Source organism: Caballeronia sp. Lep1P3 (genome assembly GCF_022879595.1).
Lineage (GTDB): Bacteria > Pseudomonadota > Gammaproteobacteria > Burkholderiales > Burkholderiaceae > Caballeronia.
The window spans coordinates 1,583,000-1,607,010 of record NZ_CP084265.1 but is presented as its reverse complement, the minus strand read 5'-3'; the positions used below and the strand labels follow the sequence as shown (position 1 = coordinate 1,607,010).

At 64.6% G+C, this 24,011-nt stretch carries 18 protein-coding genes and 2 tRNA genes; 11 read left to right on the top strand and 9 right to left on the bottom strand.

Annotation, left to right across the window (positions count from 1 at the left end):
- Nucleotides 1-153: 153 nt before the first annotated feature.
- The gene (locus LDZ27_RS07535; protein ID WP_244813512.1) at nucleotides 154-1,299 is read right to left on the bottom strand and encodes a glycerate kinase; all 1,146 of its coding nucleotides are present in this window, start codon (nucleotides 1,297-1,299) and stop codon (nucleotides 154-156) included.
- A gap of 56 nt (nucleotides 1,300-1,355) precedes the next feature.
- Here LDZ27_RS07535 and LDZ27_RS07530 point away from each other — a divergent pair, with 56 nt between their 5' ends.
- From LDZ27_RS07530 to LDZ27_RS07490, 9 genes are all read left to right on the top strand, one after another.
- The gene (locus LDZ27_RS07530) at nucleotides 1,356-1,589 is read left to right on the top strand and encodes a hypothetical protein (protein WP_244813511.1); all 234 of its coding nucleotides are present in this window, start codon (nucleotides 1,356-1,358) and stop codon (nucleotides 1,587-1,589) included.
- A 195-nt stretch (nucleotides 1,590-1,784) separates the two neighbouring features.
- On the top strand, nucleotides 1,785-3,131 hold the full coding sequence (gene tig, locus LDZ27_RS07525; protein ID WP_244813510.1) for a trigger factor: 1,347 nt from the start codon (nucleotides 1,785-1,787) through the stop codon (nucleotides 3,129-3,131).
- 138 nt (nucleotides 3,132-3,269) lie between these two features.
- Nucleotides 3,270-3,923: an ATP-dependent Clp endopeptidase proteolytic subunit ClpP gene (clpP, locus tag LDZ27_RS07520; RefSeq protein WP_014191278.1), complete on the top strand. Its 654-nt coding sequence runs from the start codon at nucleotides 3,270-3,272 to the stop codon at nucleotides 3,921-3,923.
- 168 nt (nucleotides 3,924-4,091) lie between these two features.
- Nucleotides 4,092-5,363, top strand: a complete 1,272-nt coding sequence (gene clpX / locus LDZ27_RS07515) for an ATP-dependent Clp protease ATP-binding subunit ClpX (RefSeq protein WP_244813509.1) — start codon at nucleotides 4,092-4,094, stop codon at nucleotides 5,361-5,363.
- Nucleotides 5,364-5,547: 184 nt separating this feature from the next.
- Complete coding sequence (lon, locus tag LDZ27_RS07510; RefSeq protein ID WP_244813508.1) at nucleotides 5,548-7,971, top strand: endopeptidase La; 2,424 nt, start codon at nucleotides 5,548-5,550, stop codon at nucleotides 7,969-7,971.
- A 217-nt stretch (nucleotides 7,972-8,188) separates the two neighbouring features.
- The gene (locus LDZ27_RS07505) at nucleotides 8,189-8,461 is read left to right on the top strand and encodes an HU family DNA-binding protein (protein ID WP_244813507.1); all 273 of its coding nucleotides are present in this window, start codon (nucleotides 8,189-8,191) and stop codon (nucleotides 8,459-8,461) included.
- A gap of 54 nt (nucleotides 8,462-8,515) precedes the next feature.
- A tRNA-Val gene (locus LDZ27_RS07500) sits at nucleotides 8,516-8,591 on the top strand.
- Nucleotides 8,592-8,617: 26 nt separating this feature from the next.
- A tRNA-Asp gene (locus LDZ27_RS07495) sits at nucleotides 8,618-8,694 on the top strand.
- Between the two features lie 231 nt (nucleotides 8,695-8,925).
- Nucleotides 8,926-10,848, top strand: a complete 1,923-nt coding sequence (locus LDZ27_RS07490; protein WP_244816076.1) for a SurA N-terminal domain-containing protein — start codon at nucleotides 8,926-8,928, stop codon at nucleotides 10,846-10,848.
- A gap of 130 nt (nucleotides 10,849-10,978) precedes the next feature.
- Here the strand turns inward: LDZ27_RS07490 and LDZ27_RS07485 are convergent, their stop codons facing one another.
- Entirely contained in the window at nucleotides 10,979-11,320 is a 342-nt protein-coding gene (locus LDZ27_RS07485; RefSeq protein ID WP_244813506.1) for a hypothetical protein, read from the bottom strand.
- 107 nt (nucleotides 11,321-11,427) lie between these two features.
- Nucleotides 11,428-12,132 (bottom strand): arylesterase, encoded by a 705-nt coding sequence (locus LDZ27_RS07480; RefSeq protein ID WP_244813505.1) that lies wholly within the window; start codon nucleotides 12,130-12,132, stop codon nucleotides 11,428-11,430.
- Between LDZ27_RS07480 and LDZ27_RS07475 the strand changes: the two genes are divergently transcribed.
- A complete protein-coding gene (locus LDZ27_RS07475) occupies nucleotides 12,131-12,832 on the top strand; it encodes an ABC transporter ATP-binding protein (RefSeq protein ID WP_244813504.1) in 702 nt (233 codons plus the stop codon). The genes LDZ27_RS07480 and LDZ27_RS07475 overlap by 2 nt on opposite strands.
- Nucleotides 12,833-12,882: 50 nt before the next feature.
- Here the strand turns inward: LDZ27_RS07475 and pgi are convergent, their stop codons facing one another.
- The 3 genes from pgi to LDZ27_RS07460 form a co-directional block, all read right to left on the bottom strand.
- On the bottom strand, nucleotides 12,883-14,505 hold the full coding sequence (pgi, locus tag LDZ27_RS07470; RefSeq protein ID WP_244813503.1) for a glucose-6-phosphate isomerase: 1,623 nt from the start codon (nucleotides 14,503-14,505) through the stop codon (nucleotides 12,883-12,885).
- Nucleotides 14,506-14,700: 195 nt separating this feature from the next.
- The gene (locus LDZ27_RS07465) at nucleotides 14,701-16,269 is read right to left on the bottom strand and encodes an NAD(P)H-hydrate dehydratase (RefSeq protein WP_244813502.1); all 1,569 of its coding nucleotides are present in this window, start codon (nucleotides 16,267-16,269) and stop codon (nucleotides 14,701-14,703) included.
- 80 nt (nucleotides 16,270-16,349) lie between these two features.
- The gene (locus LDZ27_RS07460; RefSeq protein WP_244813501.1) at nucleotides 16,350-17,648 is read right to left on the bottom strand and encodes an FAD-dependent oxidoreductase; all 1,299 of its coding nucleotides are present in this window, start codon (nucleotides 17,646-17,648) and stop codon (nucleotides 16,350-16,352) included.
- Between the two features lie 407 nt (nucleotides 17,649-18,055).
- Here LDZ27_RS07460 and purL point away from each other — a divergent pair, with 407 nt between their 5' ends.
- Nucleotides 18,056-22,090: a phosphoribosylformylglycinamidine synthase gene (purL, locus tag LDZ27_RS07455; RefSeq protein WP_244813500.1), complete on the top strand. Its 4,035-nt coding sequence runs from the start codon at nucleotides 18,056-18,058 to the stop codon at nucleotides 22,088-22,090.
- Nucleotides 22,091-22,180: 90 nt separating this feature from the next.
- On the opposite strand, the gene LDZ27_RS07450 is transcribed toward purL, so the two are convergent.
- The 3 genes from LDZ27_RS07450 to LDZ27_RS07440 all read right to left on the bottom strand — a co-directional run bounded on the left by LDZ27_RS07450 (nucleotide 22,181) and on the right by LDZ27_RS07440 (nucleotide 23,909).
- On the bottom strand, nucleotides 22,181-22,963 hold the full coding sequence (locus tag LDZ27_RS07450) for a peptidylprolyl isomerase (RefSeq protein ID WP_244813499.1): 783 nt from the start codon (nucleotides 22,961-22,963) through the stop codon (nucleotides 22,181-22,183).
- 98 nt (nucleotides 22,964-23,061) lie between these two features.
- Nucleotides 23,062-23,376: a BolA family transcriptional regulator gene (locus LDZ27_RS07445; RefSeq protein WP_244813498.1), complete on the bottom strand. Its 315-nt coding sequence runs from the start codon at nucleotides 23,374-23,376 to the stop codon at nucleotides 23,062-23,064.
- Nucleotides 23,373-23,909 (bottom strand): septation protein A, encoded by a 537-nt coding sequence (locus LDZ27_RS07440; RefSeq protein ID WP_244813497.1) that lies wholly within the window; start codon nucleotides 23,907-23,909, stop codon nucleotides 23,373-23,375. The genes LDZ27_RS07445 and LDZ27_RS07440 overlap by 4 nt, the downstream gene beginning before the upstream one ends.
- Nucleotides 23,910-24,011 lie beyond the last annotated feature (102 nt).

Below are 24,011 nucleotides of genomic sequence, written 5' to 3'. Positions count from 1 at the left end.
GGCGAACGCGCGATGCCGCAAGCCCGCGCGCTTGTCTCAACGCTTCTCGAGCCGACGCGGTACGGCGGGCGAATCATCCAGCTCGTTCCTTCAAAAAACGCCGGCGGCTCAAGCTCGCGCGGGCGGGGCGACGCTGTATGTAGCCGTCGCCGGTCAAAGCGAACCGAAGCGCAGCCGCGTGAGTTGTTCCGCTTCGTTCGCGAGGAGACGCGCGGCGTCGCGGATCGCGACATCGAGCGTGATGGGACCGGGCGCCGGCGAAAAGCAGCCGCTGAAATGCGCCGACAGCCGCGGCAGGGCGGCCGGATCGACCGCGCCCGAAAGCAGCGATGCCGGCACGCCCGCCGCGCGCGCATGCTTGCACGCGATGAAAGGCGCCTTGCCATGGAGCGTCTGCACATCCGAACGACCTTCGCCGGTAATGAGCCAGTCCGCGCCTTCGAGCGCGGCATCGAGTCCGATTTCGCGCGCGACGACTTCCGCGCCCGTCTCGAACCGCGCGCCCAGCATGTGCAGCGCGAAGCCCAGGCCGCCCGCCGCGCCCGCGCCGGGTTCGTTGCGTTTGGCGAAACCGAGCGCCGGTTCCAGCCGATCCGCGAAATGGGCGAGGGCGGCGTCGAGCACAGGAATCTGGTCGGGCGTGACACCCTTTTGCGGACCGAAAACAGCGGTCGCGCCGTGCTCGCCGGTGAGTGGATTGTCGACGTCCGACATGCCGACGAATTGCGCCTCGTTCACGCGAACATCGAGCCCCGATGCGTCGACGCGCGCGACTTTCGCGAGCGCCGAGGGCACCGGCTGCAGTTCGTTGCCGTCGGCATCGAAGAGTTTCACGCCGAGCCCGACGAGCAGTCCGGCGCCGCCGTCGTTCGTGCTGCTGCCGCCGAGCGCCACGAAGAACTTGCGCGCGCCCGAGTCGAGCAGCGCGCGGATCGCCTCGCCCATGCCGAGCGTGCTGCGCTCGGTGACGGGCGCCGCCATGCCGTCGGGATCGGTGATGCCGACCACTTCGGCCGTCTCGATCATCGCGCTGCCATCGGCGAGCAGTCCGGTCGCGGCGTTGCGGCGTGCGCCCGCCGCCCCGCGCACATCGAGCATGCGCCGCTCGCCGCCAGCGGCCAGCATCGCGTCGAGCGTGCCTTCGCCGCCATCGGCCATCGGGAGGATGCGGATCTGCGCATCCGGCCGCGCGCGCCTGATGCCTTCCGCGATCGCGTTCGCGACGTCTTCGGCGGAAAGCGATCCCTTGAACGAATCGGGCGCAATGACGACTACGGGTGCAGGCGTGGCGTTAGGCATGGTGTCTCGAAATGTTCTGGTTGAGGAAGGGCGTTCGATCGCCGCGGCAACGCACGATGATCGCGCTCAACGCTGCGGCGCATGCGGTACGCGTCGTCGACGATGCGCGGCCAAGCTTATCAGCGCGCCGCGCGCAGCAGAATAGCGCCGCCGCGATAGCCGGAATTGTGCGCGACCGCGTTCATTGCGAAAACGCGGATTTACGCCGAATTGGCCCCGAAATCAGCGAAAACGCCGTGAAACGCCGCATGCATGTTCCCGCAAGGCGGCGGCTTCGATTTGTTTGCTAAAATGCTTGGCTCTGTTGGCTGACTCGCTCGGCGACGTCCGGGCATCGTCGGACATGCGCGATGTATGCGCTCCCTGAACGCCGAACGCCGGATGCCGAACGAACGAGCGCCGGCAATCTCAACGGACCCGCGCCTTTAGAACCGCGGAAGAACCGAACACCGAACACACCGAATTACTCTAGGACGATTGAAGCCATGGCTAACGTAGTTGAAAACCTGGGCAAGCTCGAACGCCGCGTGACCATTTCCCTGCCGAAGGACACCGTGCAGAAGGAAGTGGATTCGCGCATCCGTCAGTTGGCCAAGAACGTGCGCATGCCGGGTTTCCGCCCGGGCAAGGTGCCGCTCAAGATGGTGACGCAGCAGTACGGCGGCCAGGTCGAAGCCGAAGTGCTGAGCGACAAGGTCGGCAAGGAGTTCTTCGATGTGACGCGCGCCGAGAACCTGCGCGTGGCGGGCCAGCCGAGCTTCGCGCCCAAGATCGAAGCCGCCGACAACGCCTACGCGTTCGACGCCACGTTCGAGGTGTATCCGGAAGTGAAGCTGGGCGACGTGGCCGATGCCGAAATCGAGCGCACCGTGACCACCATTTCGGAAGCGGAAGTGGACCGCACGCTGGACATTTTGCGCAAGCAGCGCGTGCACTTCCATCCGCGCGGCGAAGGCGGCGAGCATGGCGACGGCGGCGCGGACACGGCAGCGCGTGACGGCGACCGCGTGACGCTCGACTTCGTCGGCAAGCTCGACGGCGTCGAATTCGAAGGCGGCAGCGCACAGGACTTCGCGTTCGTGCTCGGCGAAGGCCGCATGCTGCCTGAATTCGAACAAGCGGCAACGGGCCTGAAGGCCGGCGAATCGCGCGAATTCGACCTCAAGTTCCCGGACGATTATCACGGCAAGGACGTCGCCGGCAAGACGGCGCAATTCACGATCACTGTGAAAAAGGTCGAATGGCCCCACATGCCGGAAGTGGACGCGGAATTTGCGAAGTCGCTCGGAATCGAAGACGGCGATCTCACGAAGATGCGCGCCGAAATCAAGGACAACCTGGAGCGCGAAGCCAAGCGCCGCACGCAGCAGATCGTGAAGAACCAGGTCATGGACGCGCTTCTGAAGATCTCGGAGTTGGACGTGCCGAAGGCGCTGATCGAACAGGACCAACAGCGCCTCGTCGAAATGGCGCGCCAGGACCTTCAGCAACGCGGCGTGCCGAATGCCGCCGACGCGCCGATTCCGGCCGAGATGTTCGCCGAGCAGGCTGAGCGCCGCGTGAAGCTCGGCCTGGTTCTCGCCGAACTCGTGAAGGCCAACGACCTGCAGGCGAAGCCCGAGCAGATTCGCGCCGAAGTGGACGAATTCGCGAAAAGCTATGAAGACCCGAAGGAAGTCGTCCGCTGGTATTATTCGAACCAGCAGCGCCTCGCTGAAATGGAAGCCTACGTCGTGGAAAGCAACGTCGTGGACTTCGTGCTCGACAAGGCCAAGGTGACCGACAAGGAAGTCAGCTTCGAGGAACTGGCCAGCGCAACGGCGCAAGCCTGACGCGATTGGCAAGGGGCGTGCGGGGTCGTCGGACGGCGGCCCGCACGCCTTTTTTGCATTAAAGTTTGCGCGTGTGCATGCCGTTCTTATCGATGTTCCTTCGTCGTTCAGTATCCCTATTCCGAACAAGGAAATTGCATGACCTTTCGCGCTGAATTGCTCGACACGTTGGCGTCCCATGCTCCGCGGGACTTCGAAGCCCAGGCGCTCGGCCTCGTCCCGATGGTCGTGGAAACGAGCGGCCGCGGCGAGCGTGCCTATGACATCTATTCCCGGCTCCTGAAGGAGCGCGTGGTGTTCCTCGTGGGTGAGGTCAACGACCAGTCGGCGAATCTCGTCGTCGCGCAGTTACTGTTCCTCGAAAGCGAGAACCCTGACAAGGACATCAGCCTGTACATCAACAGTCCGGGCGGCTCGGTTTCTGCCGGCATGGCGATCTACGACACCATGCAGTTCGTGAAGCCGGACGTCTCCACGCTGTGCATGGGGCTTGCTGCCAGCATGGGCGCGTTTCTGCTGGCTTCGGGCGCGAAAGGCAAGCGCGTCGCGCTGCCCAACGCCCGCGTGATGATTCACCAGCCGCTCGGCGGCGCACGCGGCCAGGCGTCGGATATCGAAATTCAGGCGCGCGAAATTTTGTACCTGAAGGAACGTCTCAACCAGTTGCTGTCGCATCACACGGGTCAGCCGGTCGAGCGCATCGCGCGCGACACGGATCGCGACAATTTCATGTCGGGCGACGACGCGCAGGCTTACGGCATCGTCGACCAGGTGCTGCACAAGCGTCCCTGAAGGCGTCCGGAGCGGCGCCGCGCCGGTCCTCGGAAGAGGCCGGCCAGATGCGGATGGCGCATGCGGCGCAACGCCAAAACGTGCTTCGGCCGGCTACGCGGAACCAATCTGCGTGGCCGGAACGAAGGGCGTATCATGTAACAAGAGTGTCCGGAGGCTTACACATTTATGGCGGACAAGAAAGGTTCCAGCAGCGAAAAGCTGCTGTATTGCTCGTTTTGCGGAAAGAGCCAGCATGAGGTCAAGAAACTCATTGCGGGCCCGTCGGTGTTCATCTGCGATGAATGCATCGACTTGTGCAACGAGATCATTCGCGATGAGGCGGCCGGCGCGGCGGAAGAGGCCGGGCTGTCCAAGTCCGACCTGCCGAGCCCGCAGGAAATCAGCGATATCCTCAATCAGTACGTGATCGGCCAGGAACGCGCGAAGAAGATTCTCGCGGTGGCCGTGTACAACCACTACAAGCGGCTCAAGCATCTCGACAAGAAGGACGACATCGAGCTGTCGAAGAGCAACATTCTGCTGATCGGGCCGACCGGCTCCGGCAAGACGCTGCTCGCGCAAACGCTCGCGCGCATGCTGAACGTGCCGTTCGTGATCGCGGACGCGACGACGCTCACCGAAGCCGGCTACGTCGGCGAGGACGTCGAGAACATCATTCAGAAGCTGCTGCAGAACTGCAACTACGAAGTCGACAAGGCGCAGCGCGGCATCGTCTATATCGATGAAATCGACAAGATCAGCCGCAAATCCGACAACCCGTCCATCACGCGCGACGTGTCGGGCGAGGGCGTGCAGCAGGCGCTTCTGAAGCTGGTCGAAGGCACGATGGCGTCGGTGCCGCCGCAAGGCGGACGCAAGCATCCGAACCAGGATTTCATCCAGGTCGATACGACCAACATCCTGTTCATCTGCGGCGGCGCGTTCGACGGGCTCGAAAAGGTCATTACCGATCGCACGGAGAAAACGGGCATCGGCTTCGGCGCGAGCGTGAAGAGCAAGCAGGACCGCGACGCGGGCGAGGTGCTGCGCGAAGTCGAGCCGGAAGACCTGATCAAGTTCGGCCTGATTCCCGAACTGATCGGCCGCCTGCCGGTCGTGGCAACGCTCGGCAAGCTCGACGAAGCCGCACTCGTCAAGATTCTCATCGAGCCGAAGAACGCGCTGGTGAAGCAGTATCACAAGCTCTTTGCCATGGAGCGCGTGGAACTGGAGATTCGCCCGGCCGCGCTGCAGGCCATCGCGCAAAAGGCAATCCGCCGCAAAACCGGCGCGCGCGGCCTGCGCTCGATTCTGGAACAGGCGTTGCTCGACGTCATGTACGAACTGCCGACGATGAAGGGCGTTTCGGAAGTGATCGTCGATGACAACACCATCGACGGCGACGGCAAGCCGCTGCTCATTTACGAAGATGCGCCGAAAGTAGCAGGGTCGAATTAAACCGGGCTGTGTGTCGGCGAGAGGCCGTTCATGGCAACGTGAACGGCCTTTGTTTATTTTTCGGTTATGTTGTGGACGTTACTGACGATCTTGGACTACCGACTTTTCCCTTCCGATAAAGGCTTGCAATAGCTCTTAACGGCCTTACTTACGAACGAACCGATTCCATTAATGGGGAAATGAAATGTCAGGAACCCAACTCCTCCCGCAGGAACGCATCACGCTGCCGCTGCTCCCGCTGCGCGACGTAGTCGTGTTCCCGCACATGGTGATTCCGCTCTTCGTTGGGCGGCCCAAGTCGATCAAGGCCCTCGAAGCCGCGATGGAAGGCGGCAAGCACATCATGCTCGTCGCCCAGAAAACGGCGGCGAAGGACGAGCCGACCGAAAAAGACATGTACGAAGTGGGATGTATCGCCAACATCCTGCAAATGCTCAAACTGCCGGACGGCACGGTGAAGGTGCTCGTCGAAGGTTTGCAGCGCGCAAAGACGCTCTCCATTGAAGAGCAGGAAACGCAGTTTTCCTGCGACGTGATGCCGCTCGAACCGGATCACGCCGACAGCGCCGAGACCGAGGCGCTGCGCCGCGCGATCGTCTCCCAGTTCGATCAGTACGTGAAGCTCAACAAGAAGATTCCGCCCGAGATCCTGACGTCGCTGTCGGGCATCGACGAAGCGGGTCGTCTTGCGGATACCATCGCCGCGCATCTTCCGCTCAAGCTCGATCAGAAGCAGCACATTCTGGAAATGTTTCCGGTCGTCGAGCGGCTGGAGCATCTGCTCGCCCAGCTCGAAGCCGAAATCGACATTCTCCAGGTCGAGAAGCGCATCCGTGGGCGCGTGAAGCGTCAGATGGAAAAGAGCCAGCGCGAGTACTACCTGAACGAACAGGTCAAGGCCATCCAGAAGGAACTGGGCGAAGGCGAAGAGGGCGCGGATCTCGAGGAACTCGAGAAGCGCATCGCCGCCGCGCGCATGCCGAAGGAAGCCAAGAAGAAGGCCGACGCCGAACTCAAAAAGCTGAAGCTCATGTCGCCGATGTCGGCGGAAGCGACGGTCGTGCGCAACTACATCGACACGCTGATCGGCTTGCCGTGGCGCAAGAAGAGCAAGGTCAACAACGACCTCTCGAATGCCGAGCGCGTGCTCGACGAAGACCACTTCGGTCTCGAAAAGGTCAAGGAACGCATCCTCGAATATCTCGCGGTTCAACAACGCGTCGAGAAGGTGAAGGCGCCGATTCTGTGCCTCGTCGGGCCTCCGGGCGTCGGCAAGACTTCGCTCGGGCAGTCGATCGCGCGCGCCACGAACCGCAAGTTCGTGCGTATGGCGTTGGGCGGCGTGCACGACGAGTCCGAGATCCGCGGCCACCGTCGCACGTACATTGGCTCGATGCCTGGCAAGATTCTGCAGAGCCTCGCGAAGGTCGGCGTGCGTAATCCGCTCTTCCTGCTCGACGAAGTCGACAAGATGGGCATGGATTTCCGTGGCGATCCGGCATCCGCGCTGCTCGAAGTGCTCGACCCGGAGCAGAACCACACGTTCGCGGACCACTACATCGAAGTGGACTTCGACCTGTCGGACGTGATGTTCGTCGCGACGTCGAACTCGCTGAACATTCCGCCGCCGTTGCTCGACCGGATGGAAGTCATCCGTCTCTCGGGTTACACGGAGGACGAGAAGGTCAGCATCGCGCAGCGTTATCTGCTGCCGAAGCAGAAGCGCAACAACGGCCTGAAGGAAGACGAGATCGACGTCACGGAGCAAGCCATCCGCGACATCATTCGCTACTACACGCGTGAAGCCGGCGTGCGTTCGCTCGAGCGCGAAATCTCCAAGATCTGCCGCAAGGTCGTGAAGATGCTGCTCTTGAAGAAGGCCGAAGGCGCGGTGAAGGTCGATGGTTCCAACCTCGATACCTTCCTCGGCGTGCGCAAGTACGACTTCGGTCTGGCCGCGAAGGAAAACCAGATCGGTCAGGTGACGGGTCTCGCGTGGACGGAAGTGGGCGGCGATCTGCTGACGATCGAAGCGGCGGTCATGCCCGGCAAGGGCGGCGTGATCCGCACCGGTTCGCTCGGCGACGTGATGAAGGAATCCGTCGAAGCCGCGCGCTCGGTCGTGCGGTCGCGTTCGCGGCGTCTGGGCATCACGGATGAATCGTTCGAGAAGAAGGACATCCACATTCACGTGCCCGAAGGCGCGACGCCGAAGGACGGTCCGTCCGCCGGTATCGCGATGACGACGGCGCTGGTGTCGGTGCTCACCGGCATTCCGGTGCGCGCGGATGTCGCGATGACGGGCGAAATCACGCTGCGCGGTGAAGTGCTGCCAATCGGCGGATTGAAGGAGAAGCTGCTGGCGGCGCATCGCGGCGGCATCAAGCTCGTGCTGATCCCGGAAGAGAATACGAAGGATCTCGCCGACATCCCCGACAACGTGAAGAACGCCATCGAGATCGTGCCGGTGCGCTGGATCGATCGTGTGCTGGAACTGGCGCTCGAACGGACGCCGGAGCCGCTGCCCGAAGAAGAAACGAAGGCAACGCCGGTCGCCGCCGAAGCGCAGAAGGACCAGCCGGCAACGGGCGATGTCGTGAAGCACTGACCCATCGCAACGTAGCAGGCAAGCCAAGAAAACCCGCGGCATCGTCCGCGGGTTTTTCTTTTTGGCGAGCGTGCGGTGCGTTCGTTGCGGGCGTGGAATCCGGCGCAACCCTCGTTGACACGCGCGTTTCGGCTGCTTCTAATGGCGCGCGCATCGCGTTCATCGCGGATGCGGACAATATCGATTACAACGTGCCAAACCAGATTCGGGGATTTCAATGAACAAGACGGAACTCATCGACCACATCGCGCAAGAAGCCGATATCTCCAAGGCCGCAGCCGGCCGCGCGCTCGAAGCCGTGATCGGCGGCGTGCGCGCGACGCTCGAGAAGGGCGACTCCGTGACGCTCGTCGGCTTCGGCACGTTCGCGGTGGGCGAGCGCCTCGCGCGCACTGGCCGCGATCCGCGTACCGGAGCCGCGATCACTATCGAAGCGGCGAAAATCCCGAAATTTCGCGCTGGCAAAGCTCTGAAGGATGCGCTAAACTAGCTGACTCGCTGGGAACGGTGCTGTTTTACCGGTTCCTCCGCACAAGCGGAAGCCGGGTGCTTAGCTCAGTTGGTAGAGCGGCGCCCTTACAAGGCGTAGGTCGGGAGTTCGAGCCTCTCAGCACCCACCAGTTCCAGCGGCATCACGCATCATCCGGGAGCGGTAGTTCAGTTGGTTAGAATACCGGCCTGTCACGCCGGGGGTCGCGGGTTCGAGTCCCGTCCGCTCCGCCAGAATCACTGAGAATCCCGTAGGCCTTGCGGCTTACGGGATTTTTCTTTGCGCGCTCGTTACTTAAGTTTCCTAAATATCGCAGCTTCCTTGCGCGACATGCAACGAGTCGTCGCGCGCGGGCGCATTCGGCGGACGCGCTCATGAAAAAGTGCGAAACCCCACCGCCTTTCGCCTTTTCCCCTCCCGCTGTTGTAATATCGAGCGTTTTGTCTAATCACGTAGCGCTACGCATGCTCGACTATTTCCGCAATCACCAGCGCCTGATGATGGCCCTGTTGCTTCTCATCATCGTGCCCGGACTGGGCTTCGTCGGGATTCAGGGCTTCAGCAACTTCTTCGACGAAAGCGCCTACGTCGCGAGCGTGAACGGCCACAAGATCACGCGCGCCGAGTACGAAAGCGCCTTCCGGCAGCAAGTCGAACGTGCCCGCTCGATGCTCGGCGCGCAGTTCGACGCCAAGATGTTCGATTCGCCCGAAACCCGCAGGGCCATGGTCGACAGCCTCGTGCAGCAGCGCGCGCTCGCCGACGAAGCGCAACGCCTGCACCTCACCGCATCGGACGACGCCGTGCGCCGCGCGCTCCTCGCCGATCCGGTCATCGCGTCGCTGCGCAAGCCGGACGGCAGCATCGACGTCGATCGTTACAAGCAGCTTCTCGCGATGCAAGGCATGACGCCCGCGCAGTACGACGAGCGCATGCGCTACACGCTCGCGAACGACCAGATTCCGGCGAGCATTCAGCAGACTTCTTTCACGTCGAAGTCGCTGGCGCAAAACCTGACGGAACTGGCCGAACAACGCCGCACCGTTCAGGGCATCGTGCTGCGCGCGACCGACTTCGCGGCCAAAGTGCAGCCGACGGACGCGCAGCTTCAGGCGTATTACGATGCGCATCGCAGCGACTTCGCGACGCCGGAAACCGCGACGATCCAGTACCTCGTACTGTCGCCGTCGACGCTCGCTGCCGCAGCGAAGCCGGGCGACGCCGAACTGAAGAAGTTCTACGACGACAACATCCAGCGCTACAAGACGCAAGGCGAAGTGCGCGCGAGCCACATTCTCGTGAACGCGCCCAAGGACGCGAGCGTTGCCGACAAGGCGAAAGCCAGGCAGAAGGCGGAAGAACTTCTCGCGCAGGTCAAGGCGCATCCCGACCAGTTCGCGGAAATCGCCCGGAAGAACTCGGACGACTCCGGCTCCGCAGCCAAGGGCGGCGATCTCGGCTACTTCGCGCCGGGCCAGATCGCGGGCGGCAAGGCTTTCGACGACGCCGCGTTCAGCCTGAAGAAGGGCGAAGTGAGCGGCATCGTGGAGTCGGATTTCGGCTATCACATCATCCAGGCGACGGACGTGAAGCCGTCCGTCACGAAGTCCTTCGACGAAGTGAAAGACGCCGTCGCGAAAGACTACGCCGCGCAGCAAGGCACGAAAGGCTTCGCCGACAGCGCGCAGGGCTTCACCGATCTCGTCTACGAAAAGGCGAAGTCGCTGCAACCCGCCGCCGACAAGTACAAGCTCACCATCCAGACGGCAACGGTCGGGCCGAAGCCGAACCCGCAATTGCCGCAGGACAGCCCGCTCAACAACGCCAAGTTGCTTGCGGCCGTCTTCGCACCGGATTCGGTGAAGGAGCGCAATAACACGCAAGCCGTGGATGTCGGCAACAACACGCTCGTCGCCGCGCGCGTGACCGATTACAAGGCCTCGACGGTGCCCGCATTCGACGTCGTCAAGGACGCCGTGCGCGCGAAAGTCGTCGCGGAGCAGTCAGCGGCGATGGCGCGCAAGGAAGGCGAAGCGAAGCTCGCGGAACTGCAGAAGTCGAAGTCCACGGACGGCTTCACGCCCGCGGTCACGGTCTCGCGCAATGACGCGCAAGGCGTGCCGCCCGCGGCGCTCGGCGCCATTTTCAAGGCTGACGCGTCGAAGCTGCCGGCTTATGTGGGCGTCGATCTCGGCGCGGATGGCTACGCGATTTATCGCGTGAACGGAATCGAGAAGGCCGCGCCCGTGGCCGCGGACCGACTCGCGGGTGCGCAGCAGCAGGTGGCGCAGGTGTATGCGCAAGCCGATATGGAAGCGTTCATCGACTCCCTGAAGGCACGCTCGAAGGTCAAGCTGAGCGCGGCGCCCGCGCCATCGGCTGAGTAAGCGGGCGAACGCGAAAACCGCGCGCTCCAAGAAGAAAGCCCCGCTTCCGAAAGGAAGCGGGGCTTTTTCGTTGCGCGTCGTCAGCGGACCAAACGCGCCGATGCTCGGAATCATCGGCGCAATGTCGCCGTTACAGGCAGCCCTGAATGTCGCCCGTCGCGTCGCTGCCCGCTGCGCCCGCAGCGCGGAAGCCGACCCACGAGCCCGGACCCGACCACGACGGACGCACCACTGCGGCCGCGCCATTGGGCGGCTGCTGGCCCGGCACGAACACGTCGATGGCCTGATCGTTGGCGAGCGTGTCCTGCGATACGACCTGTTGCTGCGATTTGGTCGACCATTTCTCGGCGATACATTGAGCGACGACCTTCGGCGTCTTCTGGCTCGTGCCGACTTGCTGGACACCAGCAGGCGGCTGCGCCGCGCAAGCCGAAACAGCGACGGTCAATGCGAGCAGGGAGAAATATTTCACGTGACCTCCTTGTAGAGTCGCTCTCTGATGAGCGGGTTATAAGAGTGACGCGAGAAAATCCTGGCCGTGTTCCGCGTTCTTTCGAAGCGCTGTCGCACTCGCGTCGGCTAATGCGACGCGCCTGCGCTCAGCAAGGGTTTCAACGTTGGCCAGACGTTGTCGACGAGCAAGGGCTGGGCCTGCACCGTCGGATGCATCTGGTCGGCCTGAAACATCGACGGCTTGTTTTCGATGCCCGCGAGCAGGAAGGGCACGAGCGGCACCTTCTTTTCCTGGGCGATGCGTTCATACACCGCGTGGAACTTCTGCGAATAGTCCGGGCCGTAGTTGGGCGGGACATACATGCCGATGAGCACGACTTTCGCGTGCGCCGCCTGCGATGCATCGACGATGCCGCGAAGGTTCGTCTCCGTCGTGGAAAGCGGCACGCCGCGCAGCGCATCGTTCGCGCCGAGTTCCACGATGACGACCGCCGGCTTCATGCGCGCCAGCACGGTCGAGAGGCGCGCGCGGCCGCCGCTCGTCGTGTCCCCGCTGATGCTCGAATTCGCGACGCTATAATCGAAACGCTCTTTCGCCAGGCGCTCGCGCAGCAGATTCACCCAGCCCGTATCGCGCGGTAAGCCATATTCGGCTGAGAGGCTGTCGCCCAGCACGACGATTGCGGGCTTCGCTTGTGTGACTTGTGTGACTTGCGCGGCTTGCGCGTCGGCGGCTTCGGCGCTCGGCGATGCCGTCAGCGCAAACGCGGCATTCGCGATCGCGGCCACGACGAAGCCACGCGCGGTCCAGTTCTTTTTCAAGGTGTCCATGCAAAACAATATCGAGCCGGTCATCGAAGTTCGGGGATTGAGCAAGCGGGTAAAGGACGCAACGGGCGAGCTGACGATTCTCGATCGAATCGACTTGTCCATCGCGAAGGGAAGCAGCGTGGCCATCGTCGGGGCATCGGGCTCGGGCAAGTCGACCTTGCTCGGCTTGCTCGCGGGATTGGACAGCGCGACGGAGGGCTCGGTTCGCCTGCTCGGGAAGGAACTCTCGACGCTCGATGAAGACGAACGCGCCGCGCTCAGAAGCGGCGCGGTCGGATTCGTATTTCAGTCGTTCCAGTTGATGCCGCATCTCACCGCGCTTGAGAACGTCATGCTGCCGCTCGAATTGCGCGCCGAGATTCCGCACGATCAGATCGCGCAGCGTGCGCGTTCGCTGCTGGAACAGGTCGGGCTGTCGCAGCGCACGAGCCATTATCCAAAGCTGCTTTCGGGCGGCGAGCAGCAGCGCGTCGCACTCGCTCGCGCGTTCGTGACGCACCCGGCGGTGCTTTTCGCCGACGAGCCCACCGGCAGCCTCGACGCCGCGACCGGCTACGCGATCATCGATCTCATGTTCGAAATGAACAAGCGCAATGGCGCGACGCTCGTGCTCGTCACGCACGACGCCGAACTCGCGGAGCGCTGCGATGCCACGGTGACGATCGAAGCGGGGCGGCTCGTCAACGGCCTGAGCGTATAAAGACGCCCGCAGCGCGCGAACGCTACGGGCTTCATGGCAAACGCGACGAATCAGCGCTTGAGCGCCTTGCGCGCACGCTCGATCAACGCGGACGTCGACGAATCGTGCTTCGCGGCATCGACGCTCGGCGCGGTGATGTCGGCTTCGACCACCTTGCCGAGAATCTTGCCGAGTTCCACGCCCCACTGATCGAACGAGTTGATGTCCCACACCGTTCCCTGAACCAGCACCTTATGCTCGTAAAGCGCGATCAGCGCGCCGAGCGACTGCGGTGTGAGCGCATCGAGCATGATGGTCGTCGTGGGCCGGTTGCCCGGAAAGCTCAGGTGCGTCGCCAGCTCTTCCTTGCCAGGACCCGCGACCTTCTTCGCTTCCTCGAGCGTGCGGCCGAGCATCAGCGCTTCGCTTTGCGCGAAACAGTTCGCGAGCAGCTTCGCATGATGATCGACGAGCGGATGCTCGGGCGTCAGCACGGCGATGAAGTCGATCGGGATGATCGTCGGCCCCTGATGCAGCATCTGGAAGAACGCGTGCTGGCCGTTCGTGCCGGGCTCGCCCCAGATCACGGCGGCGGTGGCGTAGTCGACCATGCCGCCTGAAAGCGTCGCCGACTTGCCGTTGCTTTCCATCTCCAGTTGCTGAAGATAGGACGGCAGGTAGTCCAGCGCCTGCGAGTACGGCGCGATGAGATCGCTTTGCGAGCCGAAGAAATTGCGATACCAGATGCCGATCATGCCCATCAGCACCGGCAGGTTCTCGGCAAGCGGCGCGGTACGGAAGTGCTGATCCATCGCGTCCGCGCCTTGCAGCAGCGCATCGAAGTTCTGCGGCCCGACCGACAGCATGATCGAGAGCCCCACCGCCGACCACAGCGAATAGCGCCCGCCGACCCAGTCCCACATCTCGAAGATGTTCTCTTTCGCGATGCCGAACTTCACGACCTCGGCCGGATTCGCCGACACGCCGACGAAGTGCTTCGACAGTTGACCTTCCGGGCAGCCTTGCTGGATGAACCAGTCGCGCATCGAATGCGCGTTGGTCATCGTCTCGAGCGTGGTGAAGGTCTTCGAGACGACGATCGCCAGCGTCTCTTCGGCGTCGACCTGTTGCAGCACGTTGTAGAGATCGGCGCCATCGACGTTGGAGACGAAGTACGTGTCCAGTTCCTTCGACGCGAGATGATGCAGCGCATGCACGACCATCTTCGGCCCGAGATCCGATCCGCCGATGCCGATATTCACCACATGACGAATGCGCTTGCCGGTATAGCCCGTCCAGGCGCCGTTGCGCACCTTGTCGGCGAACGCGGCCATCTTGGCCTTCTCGCTTTGCACCTGCTCGTGAAACGGCGCGTCGGGCGACTGCGCGCGCAGCGCGGTATGGAGCGCGGCGCGTCCTTCCGTGACGTTGACGATATCGCCATTGAACATCGCGTCGCGGCGCTTCGTGACGCCGGCCTGCTCGGCGAGCTGGACCAGCAGTTCGAGCGTGGCGTCGGTGATGCGGTTCTTCGAGAAATCGATCGCGAGTCCGCCGCCTTCGAACGTCAGGCGCTCGGCGCGCGTCGGCGCGGTGTCGTTTTGCGGCGCGAACCAGTCGCGCAGGCGCTCGCCAGAGATGGCATCGTAGTGCGATTGCAGCGCCGACCAGGCAGGAAGCGAATTGAGCGTCATAGCGGTCTGATAATCCAGAAGTGACAGTGGGAAACGTCCGTGCGATGCGGGCAGGCGACTCGCGCGCCGCGACCCTCGAAGGTGCGTGAGCGCGAAAAGCGGCGCCCGCGGATGCCCGAATCGAAGAAAAGGCGAATCAAAAGCGAGTATAGCGACGATGCATGAACCGCCGCTCGGAATGCGTCGCGCGTGCGGCTAGCGCGGCGCATAGAAGCGGCGGTTGATGAGACTGCGCACCTGCGGCGCGAGTTCTCCGGCCGTGAGTCCGGCCGGGCCGACGCCTTCGCCGGTCAACGTCTCCGCGGCGAGTCCATGCAGAAACACGCCCGCGAGCGACGCCTCGTAAGGCGGCAGTTTCTGCGCGAGCAACGCGCCGATCAGACCGCCGAGCACGTCGCCGGTGCCGCCCGTCGCGAGTCCGGCGTTGCCGGTCGGATTCACGGCGACGCGGCCATCCGCTGAAGCGATCACGGTCCCCGATCCTTTCAGCACGACAACCGCGGCATAGCGCGCCGAAAGCCGGCGCGCCGCGGCGATGCGGTCGGCCTGAACGCCTTTCGCGTCGGTGCCGAGCAAACGCGCGGCTTCCAGCGGATGCGGCGTCAGAATGCAGGGATCGCCCGCGCCGCCGCGCGCCGCGACCTGGGCGGCGAGCGCGTCGTCTTGCGCGACGAGATTGAGCGCGTCGGCATCGAGCAGTTTCGGCATGTCGAGCGCGAGTACATCGGCGAGCACTTTTTTCGCGCGATCGCTCCTGCCCATACCGCAGCCGATGGAAAGCGCGTCCATCTTGTCGAGCGCGAAGCCGTCGATGTGATGCAGCATCAGTTCCGGATGCGGCGGATCGTAGGGCGGGCCGCCTTCGCCCAGAAACGCGACGTGCACCTTGCCCGCGCCGCCGTAGAGCGCCATGCGCCCGGCGAGGATCGGCGCGCCGCACATGCCGGTATCGCCGCCGACGACCGCGAGCGTGCCGAACGTGCCTTTGTTCGTCGCGTAGTCGCGCGGCGGCATGTGCGCGCGAAAGAGGGGCGTCGCGTTTAGCGCGATGGACGGCGCGGCGGGCGGTTCCACGTCCAGCGTCGCGACGTGAAGCGTGCCGCACAGATCGCGGCCCTGCGCGGTGTACTGGCCGGGTTTCGCGCCGATGAAGGTGATCGTCGCGTTCGCGCGCAGCGCCTCCCCGCCGCCGACGGGCGCGCCCGTGTCGCTGTCGAGTCCGCTCGGCACATCGAGCGCGAGCACGCGTCCGGACTGCCGCGCGCGCCGCGTCATGTGCGCGGCGAGCGTCGCGAAGACGCCGTCGAGCGGGCGCGTGAGGCCGATGCCGAACATGCCGTCGACGAGCCAGCCGAATCGATCGAACGCGTCGGAAGCATCGGAGGAAGCGGGCGGCTCGCTTTCGATCGCGACGCCGGCCGCGCGCGCCGAATCCAGCGCCCAGCGCGCGTCGTCGGGCTTCACTTCGATGGGCATGCACACCCGCACAGCCACGCCCGCGCGATGAAGACGCTCGGCCATCACGAGCGCGTCGCCGCCGTTGTTGCCGGGGCCCGCCGCGATCCAGACGGGCAGCGCGCGCGCATCGGGATCGCGCTCGAGGGCATCGAGCAGACATTGCGCGGCGGACGCGCCCGCACGCGCCATCAGCGCATGCGGTGGCAGCGCGGCGGCGGAGCGCGCTTCGAGCATGCGCAGCTCCGCGAGTGTCAGGAGCGCGATAGCGTGGTCGTCGGGAGTGAAGTACGGAGCGGAAGGTGTCATGGCGGCGCGGGCGAGTGATCGACAGAAGCGCTCCGGCCGCAGCCTTCATGCCACGATCACGCGGCGCGTGTGCTCGCGCGTCAGAAGCGATCGATGCGCAGCGCCGCGAGCGTGTCGGCGGGAATGTCGGGCGTGAGGCCGGAGACGAGATCCGCGACCACTTTAGCAGAGCCGCACGCAAGCCCCCAGCCGGCCGGACCGTGCGCCGCATTGACGAAAAGGCGCGGATGCGGCGTCGCGCCGACCGCCGGCAAGCCGTCCGCCGAAAGCAGGCGCACGCCGTCCCACGAACGCGCCGCCGACACGCGCGCGGCGCCCGGAATCCAGTCGTGCGTGCCCTGGCCGAGCAGATCGAAGGCGCGGCGCGCGAGGCCCGCGTCAGCGGGCTTGTCGGCTTTCGCGATGCTCTGGAAGACGCCCGCGCCGCCCACGCGCAGCCGCTGGTTCACGCGCGTCATCGTGATGCGCTTCACCGAATCGACCACCGTCACATGCGGCGCGCGCTCCTCGTAGGCGACCGGCGCGGTCAGCGTGTGAACGCGCAGCGGATGGAGCGAAGGCGTCGACGCAAAGCCGCCGACGAGCGCGGGCGTCCCCGCGCCCGCCGCAACGACGACCGCATCGGCCGAGATGACTTCGACATCCGCCGCGCGCTTGCGCTCATCGCCCACGCCCACGCTCGCGAGCTGGACGGCCGCGCGGCGCTCGTCCAGTTGCAGTGCGGCGACCTGGCGGCTCATGCGGAACTGCACGCCGCCGTCTTCGAGCAGTTGCTTGAGCTGCTTCGTGAGGAGCGGACAGTTGCCGGTGCGCTCGGCCGGCAGCAGCACGCCGCCCGCGAAGGCGGGATCGTCGGGCACCGAAGGCTCCGCCTCGACGCATTGTTCCGGCGAGAGCACGCGATGCGCGACGCCGAAGCGCTTGAGCAAGTCGATGGCGGGCTGCGCTTCGTCGAGCTCGCGCGCATGGCGGAAGACGTGCAGCATGCCGACGCGCTGTTCGTAGTCCAGTTCGCGCTGCGTTTCGATGAGGCCGAGCGCGCGCCGCGATAGCTCGACGAGCGGCTGCAACAGCGCGTATTGCGCGGCGAACGCCTCGGGGTCGCGCAGGCGGGCGAGTTGCTTCAGGAAGTCGCGCGCCGTGCCGTCGAAGGCCGTCTTCGCGATCATGCCGCTCTGCTTCGCGCGGCTCGACGCCATGAAGGTCGGCCCGAACCAGACGTCGAGCGGCGAAGGCAGCAGCGCGCCGCCCTGACCGTAGGTCGCGCCCTGGGCGACGGTCGCGTGACGTTCGATCACGCAGACGCGATGCCCGGCCGCGTGCAGCTCGTAGGCGGTGACAATGCCGGCGATTCCTCCGCCGATGACGATGACATCCATATTTCTTTGCGCCCGCAGGCGGGAGATTGCACGCGCCCGGTGGCGCAGCGGGCGCAAGGCCGAAGGCCGATAGCGCCGGAGAGGGCCGCGTGTCTTGACGGTGAAACGGCGGACGCGGCGGTGCGCCGGCCCGAAGAAAGCGCGCCATGATAGCGCCAAATTCGCGGCGCGGGGACCGCCGGCGGGCGCGCGCCGAAGCACGATGCGGCTCGTTCGCGAACGCGGCGAAAAGGCAGCGAACGTTTCGGCGCGCGCAACGGTCCAGGCGCGCCGCCGGCCGCCGCCAGCCGATTTCGAGACGCTTCCGGGTTATAATCGCGGTCTTCCTTTCGCCTCACGCCGCCTTGCACACTCGGCGCTCCGAGTGCCGGCAAGCGGCTCACAGACGTCATCGACGCACCGTCACAATGGCCCACTTCTCGTGTTTCCCCGGCGCTTCGGCCCTCTCCGATTTCCGTCAGACCCGCCTTGTCGAAACGCTCAGCCGCATCGACGCGAATATCGTCGGCGTGCGCGGGCAATTCCTGCATTTCGTGAATTCGTCGGCGCCGCTCACCGATGAAGACACGAACTGCATTCACGCGCTGATGCACTACGGCGCGCCGTTCGAAGCGCCGGAAGGACGCGGCCACATCGAGACTTTCATGGTCGTGCCGCGCCTGGGCACCGTGTCGCCGTGGGCGAGCAAGGCAAGCGACATCGCGCATCATTGCGGGCTGGCGCACGTGCGGCGCATCGAGCGCGGCGTCGAGTATTCGGTCGTCATGAAAAGCGGCTTTCTCGGCGGCAAGAAGTTGTTGTCGGACGAAGCGCGCGCCCAGGTCGCCGCCGCACTGCACGACCGCATGACCGAGAGCGTCGTCGCTTCGCGCGATTTCGCGCTGCATCTCTTCGACGAACTGCCCGCGAAGCCGCTGCAGACGGTGGACATCATCGGCACGGGGCGCCGCGCGCTCGAAGCCGCGAACGCGGAACTGGGCCTCGCGCTGGCGGACGACGAAATCGACTATCTGGTGAACGCGTTCGAAGACCTGAAGCGCAATCCGACCGACGTCGAGCTGATGATGTTCGCACAGGCTAACAGCGAACATTGCCGCCACAAGATTTTCAACGGCGAATGGACCATCGACGGCGAGAAGCAGGACATGTCGCTGTTCCAGATGATCCGCAATACCGAGAAGCTGAATCACGAGGGAACCATCGTCGCGTATTCGGACAACTCGGCGATTATGCAGGGCGGCATCGCGGCGCGCTGGTTTCCGCGCGGCGAGCGCGAACATTACGAGCGCCATGTCGAGCTGACGCACACGCTCATGAAAGTCGAGACGCACAACCATCCGACCGCCATCTCGCCGTTCGCGGGCGCGGCGACGGGTTCGGGCGGCGAAATCCGCGACGAAGGCGCGACCGGCCGCGGCGCGCGTCCGAAGGCCGGTCTCGCGGGCTTCACGGTATCGAACCTGGATCTGCCCGACGCGCGCCAGAAGTGGGAAAACGCGCGCGACAGCGCGACGCCGCCGTCCTCGCGCAATCCCGCCGACGAACAGCAGCCGTATGGCCGTCCGGATCGCATCGCGTCGCCGTTGCAGATCATGATCGACGGTCCTATCGGCGCGGCGGCGTTCAACAACGAATTCGGCCGGCCCAATCTCGGCGGCTATTTCCGCACTTACGAGCAGAACGTCGCGGGCCGCGTGCGCGGCTATCACAAGCCGATCATGATCGCCGGCGGCATCGGCAATATCTCCGATCAGCACACGCACAAGGACGACCTTCCGGCGGGCACGCTGCTGATCCAGATCGGCGGGCCGGGCCTGCGCATCGGCATGGGCGGCGGCGCGGCATCGTCGATGGCGACCGGCGCGAACACCGCCGAACTCGACTTCGATTCCGTGCAGCGCGGCAATCCTGAAATTCAGCGGCGCGCGCAGGAAGTCATCAACGCGTGCTGGCAGCAGGGCGAGCGCAATCCGATTCTCTCGATTCACGACGTCGGCGCGGGCGGCATTTCGAACGCGTTCCCCGAACTCGTCGATGGCGCGGGCAAGGGCGCGCGCTTCGAGCTGCGCAAGGTTCAGCTCGAAGAGACGGGCCTGTCGCCGCGCGAAATCTGGTCGAACGAAGCGCAAGAGCGCTATGTGCTGGCCATCGCGCCGGCCGATCTGCCCGCGTTCGAAGCGATCTGCGAGCGTGAACGCTGCCCGGTGGCCGTTGTCGGCGTGGCGACGGACGAGCGCGAACTGAAGCTGATCGACGACGAGAACGAAGGCCAGGAACCCGTCGACATGCCGATGGACGTGCTGCTCGGCAAGCCGCCGAAGATGCATCGCGACGTGACGCGCGAGCACGCCGCGTTCGAGCCTGTCGACGTGACCGGGCTTCTGCTGTCCGAAGTCGCCGTCGATGTGCTGAAACATCCGACCGTCGCGAGCAAGTCGTTTCTCATCACCATCGGCGACCGCTCGGTGGGCGGCACGACCGCGCGCGACCAGTTCGTCGGTCCGTGGCAGGTGCCCGTCGCCGATTGCGCGATTACGACGATGGACTACGCGGGCTATCGCGGCGAAGCCATGACGATGGCCGAACGCACGCCGCTCGCCGTCATCGACGCGCCCGCGTCGGGCCGCATGGCCGTCGGCGAAGCGGTGACGAACATCGCGTCCGCGCCCATCGAATCGCTGAACAAGCTGAAGCTGTCCGCCAACTGGATGGCCGCGTGCGGCAGCGCGGGCGAAGACGCCGCGTTGTACGACACGGTGAAAGCCATCGGCATGGAACTGTGCCCGGCGCTCGGCATCAGCATTCCGGTCGGCAAGGATTCGCTGTCGATGCGCACCAAGTGGCAGCAAGACGGCATCGCGAAGGAAGTCGTGTCGCCGGTCTCGCTCATCATCTCGGCGTTCGCGCCGGTCGAGGACGTGCGCCGGCATCTCACGCCGCAGCTCGTCAACGACACGAACACCGTGCTCATCGCGATCGATCTCGGGCGCGGGCGCAATCGTCTCGGCGGCAGCATCCTCGCGCAAGTGACGCAGCAGGTCGGCGACGCGGTGCCGGATGTCGACGATCCCGAAGACCTGAAGCGCTTCTTCGCCGCGATCCAGTCGCTCAACGCGCAGGGCAAGCTGCTCGCGTACCACGACCGTTCGGACGGCGGGCTGTGGGCGACGGTCTGCGAAATGGCGTTCGCGGGGCACGTGGGCGTGTCGCTGAACGTGGACATGCTCACGCTCGACGCGAACCACGAATCGGACTACGGCGACGCGAAGGACTGGGCGAAGCAGACGAGCGGCCGGCGCGACGACCGCACGATCCGCGCGCTGTTCGCGGAAGAACTGGGCGCGGTGGTGCAGGTGCGCGCATCGGACCGCGACGCGGTGCTGGGCGCGCTGCGTGAACATGGCTTGTCGGCGTGCTCGCACGTCATCGGCAAGCCGAACGAGCGCGATGCGATCGAGGTCTATCGCGACGCGAAGAAAATCTTCGATGCGCCGCGTGTCGAGTTGCATCGCGCGTGGAGCGAGGTGAGCTGGCGCATCGCGCGTCTGCGCGACAACCCCGCGTGCGCCGACGCCGAATACGACGCGCTGCTCGACGCCAGCGACCCGGGTCTGTCGCCCGTGCTGACGTTCGATCCGGCGGAAGACGTATCCGCGCCGTTCATCGCGACGAACAAGCGGCCGCGCGTCGCGATCCTGCGCGAACAGGGCGTGAACTCGCATCTGGAGACGGCTTACGCGTTCGATCGCGCCGGCTTCGACGCGCACGACGTCCACATGAGCGACCTGCTCGCGGGCCGCGCGACGCTGGCCGACTTCGCAGGCGCCGTGGCGTGCGGCGGTTTTTCCTACGGCGACGTGCTGGGCGCGGGCGAGGGCTGGGCGAAGACCATTCGCTTCAATCCGCGTCTCGCGGACATGTTCGCGGCGTTCTTCGCGCGTCCCGACACGTTCGCGCTCGGCATCTGCAACGGCTGCCAGATGATGTCGAACCTCGCGTCGATCATTCCGGGCGCCGAAGCCTGGCCGAAATTCACGCGCAACAAGTCGGAGCAGTTCGAAGCGCGCTTCTCGCTCGTCGAGGTGCAAAGCTCGCCGTCGATCTTCTTCGCGGGCATGGAAGGCTCGCGCATCCCGGTGGCGGTCGCGCACGGCGAAGGCTTCGCCGACTTCTCGCAACAGGGCGATGCCGCGAACGCGCTCGTCGCGATGCGCTTCATCGATCATCGCGGAAACGCGACGGAGCAGTATCCGTTCAATCCGAACGGCTCGCCGCAGGGCATCACGTCGGTGACGACGCCCGATGGCCGCTTCACCGTGCTGATGCCGCACATGGAGCGCGTGCATCGCAACGTGCAGATGAGCTGGACGCCCGCCGACTGGACGACGGACGCAAGCCCGTGGCTGCGCGTCTTCCAGAACGCGCGGCGGTTCCTCGGCTGATCGCGAGCGGCCGGAAGTCAACGCCCAAAACGACAAAGCCGCCCGAGGGCGGCTTTGTCGTATGTTCAGCGGACTCGCGGCGAGAAGCGCTTACTTGATGACCGCCTTCTTGCGCAGGTCCTCTTCGAACGCCTGCAGCTTTTCCTGCTGCATCTGCTGCGCGATCTGCGCCTTGACTTGCTCGAACGGCGGCGGCGCGACATCGCGGGTATCGTCGAGACGGATGATGTGCCAGCCGAACTGCGTCTTCACCGGCGCGGCCGTGACTTCGCCCTTCTTGAGCTTCTCGGCCGCCGCGCCGAATTCCGGCACATATGCGGACGGCGACGACCAGTCGAGATCGCCGCCGTTCTTGCCCGATCCCGGGTCCTTCGAATACTGCTTCGCGAGGTCTTCGAAGCTCGCGCCGCCCTTGATCTTCGCGATCAGGTCTTTCGCCTGCGCCTCGTTATCCACGAGGATGTGATGCAGATGCAGTTCCTTGCCGCCGCCTTGCTGCTTCACGAGGTCGTCGTAGCGCGCCTTGACTTCGGCATCGGTGGGCTTGTTCTTGTTCGCGAAGTTTTCGATCAGCGCGCGCAACACGACCGTCTGCTGCGCGACGGCCAGTTGCGCCTTCACATCCGGACGATTCGCGATGCCTTCGCGCCCGGCTTCCTGCATCAGGATTTCGCGGTTGATGAGTTCTTCGCGCACCGCCTGCTGCAGTTGCGGCGAATCCTGCTGACCCTGCTGAACGAGTTGCTTCACGAGCGCATCCGCACGCGACGTGGGAATCGGCGTGCCATTCACGACGGCAATGTTCTGCGCAAACACGGGAGCCGCCGCGAACGCAGCCAGCAACACGCAGACGCGGTTTTTTTTCAAAGTCATCGGAGGTTCCTAAATAGCAAAAAAAGACGCCCTCAGAAGGCGCGATTAGCGGGAATTGAGGTTCAGGCACCGGTCGGAGATGACCGGCAGACCGCGATTTATTCGAATTGTTCTGCGAACTCTTGCGGCGTGTAGGCGCGGATGGCGAGCGCATGCACACTGCGCCGCATTTCATCGGCCAGCGCATCATAAACCAACCGATGCCGCGCCACGCGCGCCTTCCCTGCAAAGCACGGCGCGACGATCGTCACCGTGTAATGGCTGCCGGAAGCGGCGCCCGCGTGCCCGGCGTGCGCGGCGCTGTCGTCCTCGATATGCACCGACTGCGGATCGAGCGCCGCAGCCAGACGCGCTTCGAGATGCGCGATCTTTTCCTGCGCGCTCGCATTCATGAAATCGAACGATGCGCTCATTGATTGTCCTCCTTCATGTACTTCGCGAGCCACAGGCTCTGCGCGACGATGAACAGCACGAGACAGCCCGTCGCGCCGAAGAGCTTGAAGTTCACCCATTGATCCGTGGTGAAGTGATACGCCACGAAGAGATTGACCACGCCCAGCAGCGCGAAGAACACCGCCCACGCGACGTTGAGCTGCCCCCATACGCGATGCGGCAGCACGATCTGCTTGCCCATCATCGCTTCGATCAGGTTCTTTCTGAAGCCGGCTTGCGCGACGATCAGCGCGAACGCGAAGAGCCAGTAGAGCGCGGTCGGCTTCCACTTGATGAACGTGTCGTTATGCAGCACGAGCGTGGCGCCGCCGAACACGACGACGACGCCGAGACTCACCCAGAGCATCGGATCCACCTTACGGTGACGGAACGCGACCCACGCGATCTGCACCAGCGTCGCCGCGATCGCGACGGCCGTCGCCGTATAGATGCCCCAGATCTTGAATGCGACGAAGAAGAGAATGATCGGAAACAGATCGAACAGAAATTTCATTGGCGTGGCGGCAGTGAAGGGCAGCGGAGGGTGCGCGGCGCGATGCCGGCGAAAGCGAACGCCCGCTCGATGCGAGCGGGCGAGCATGAAGCGATGCACGGG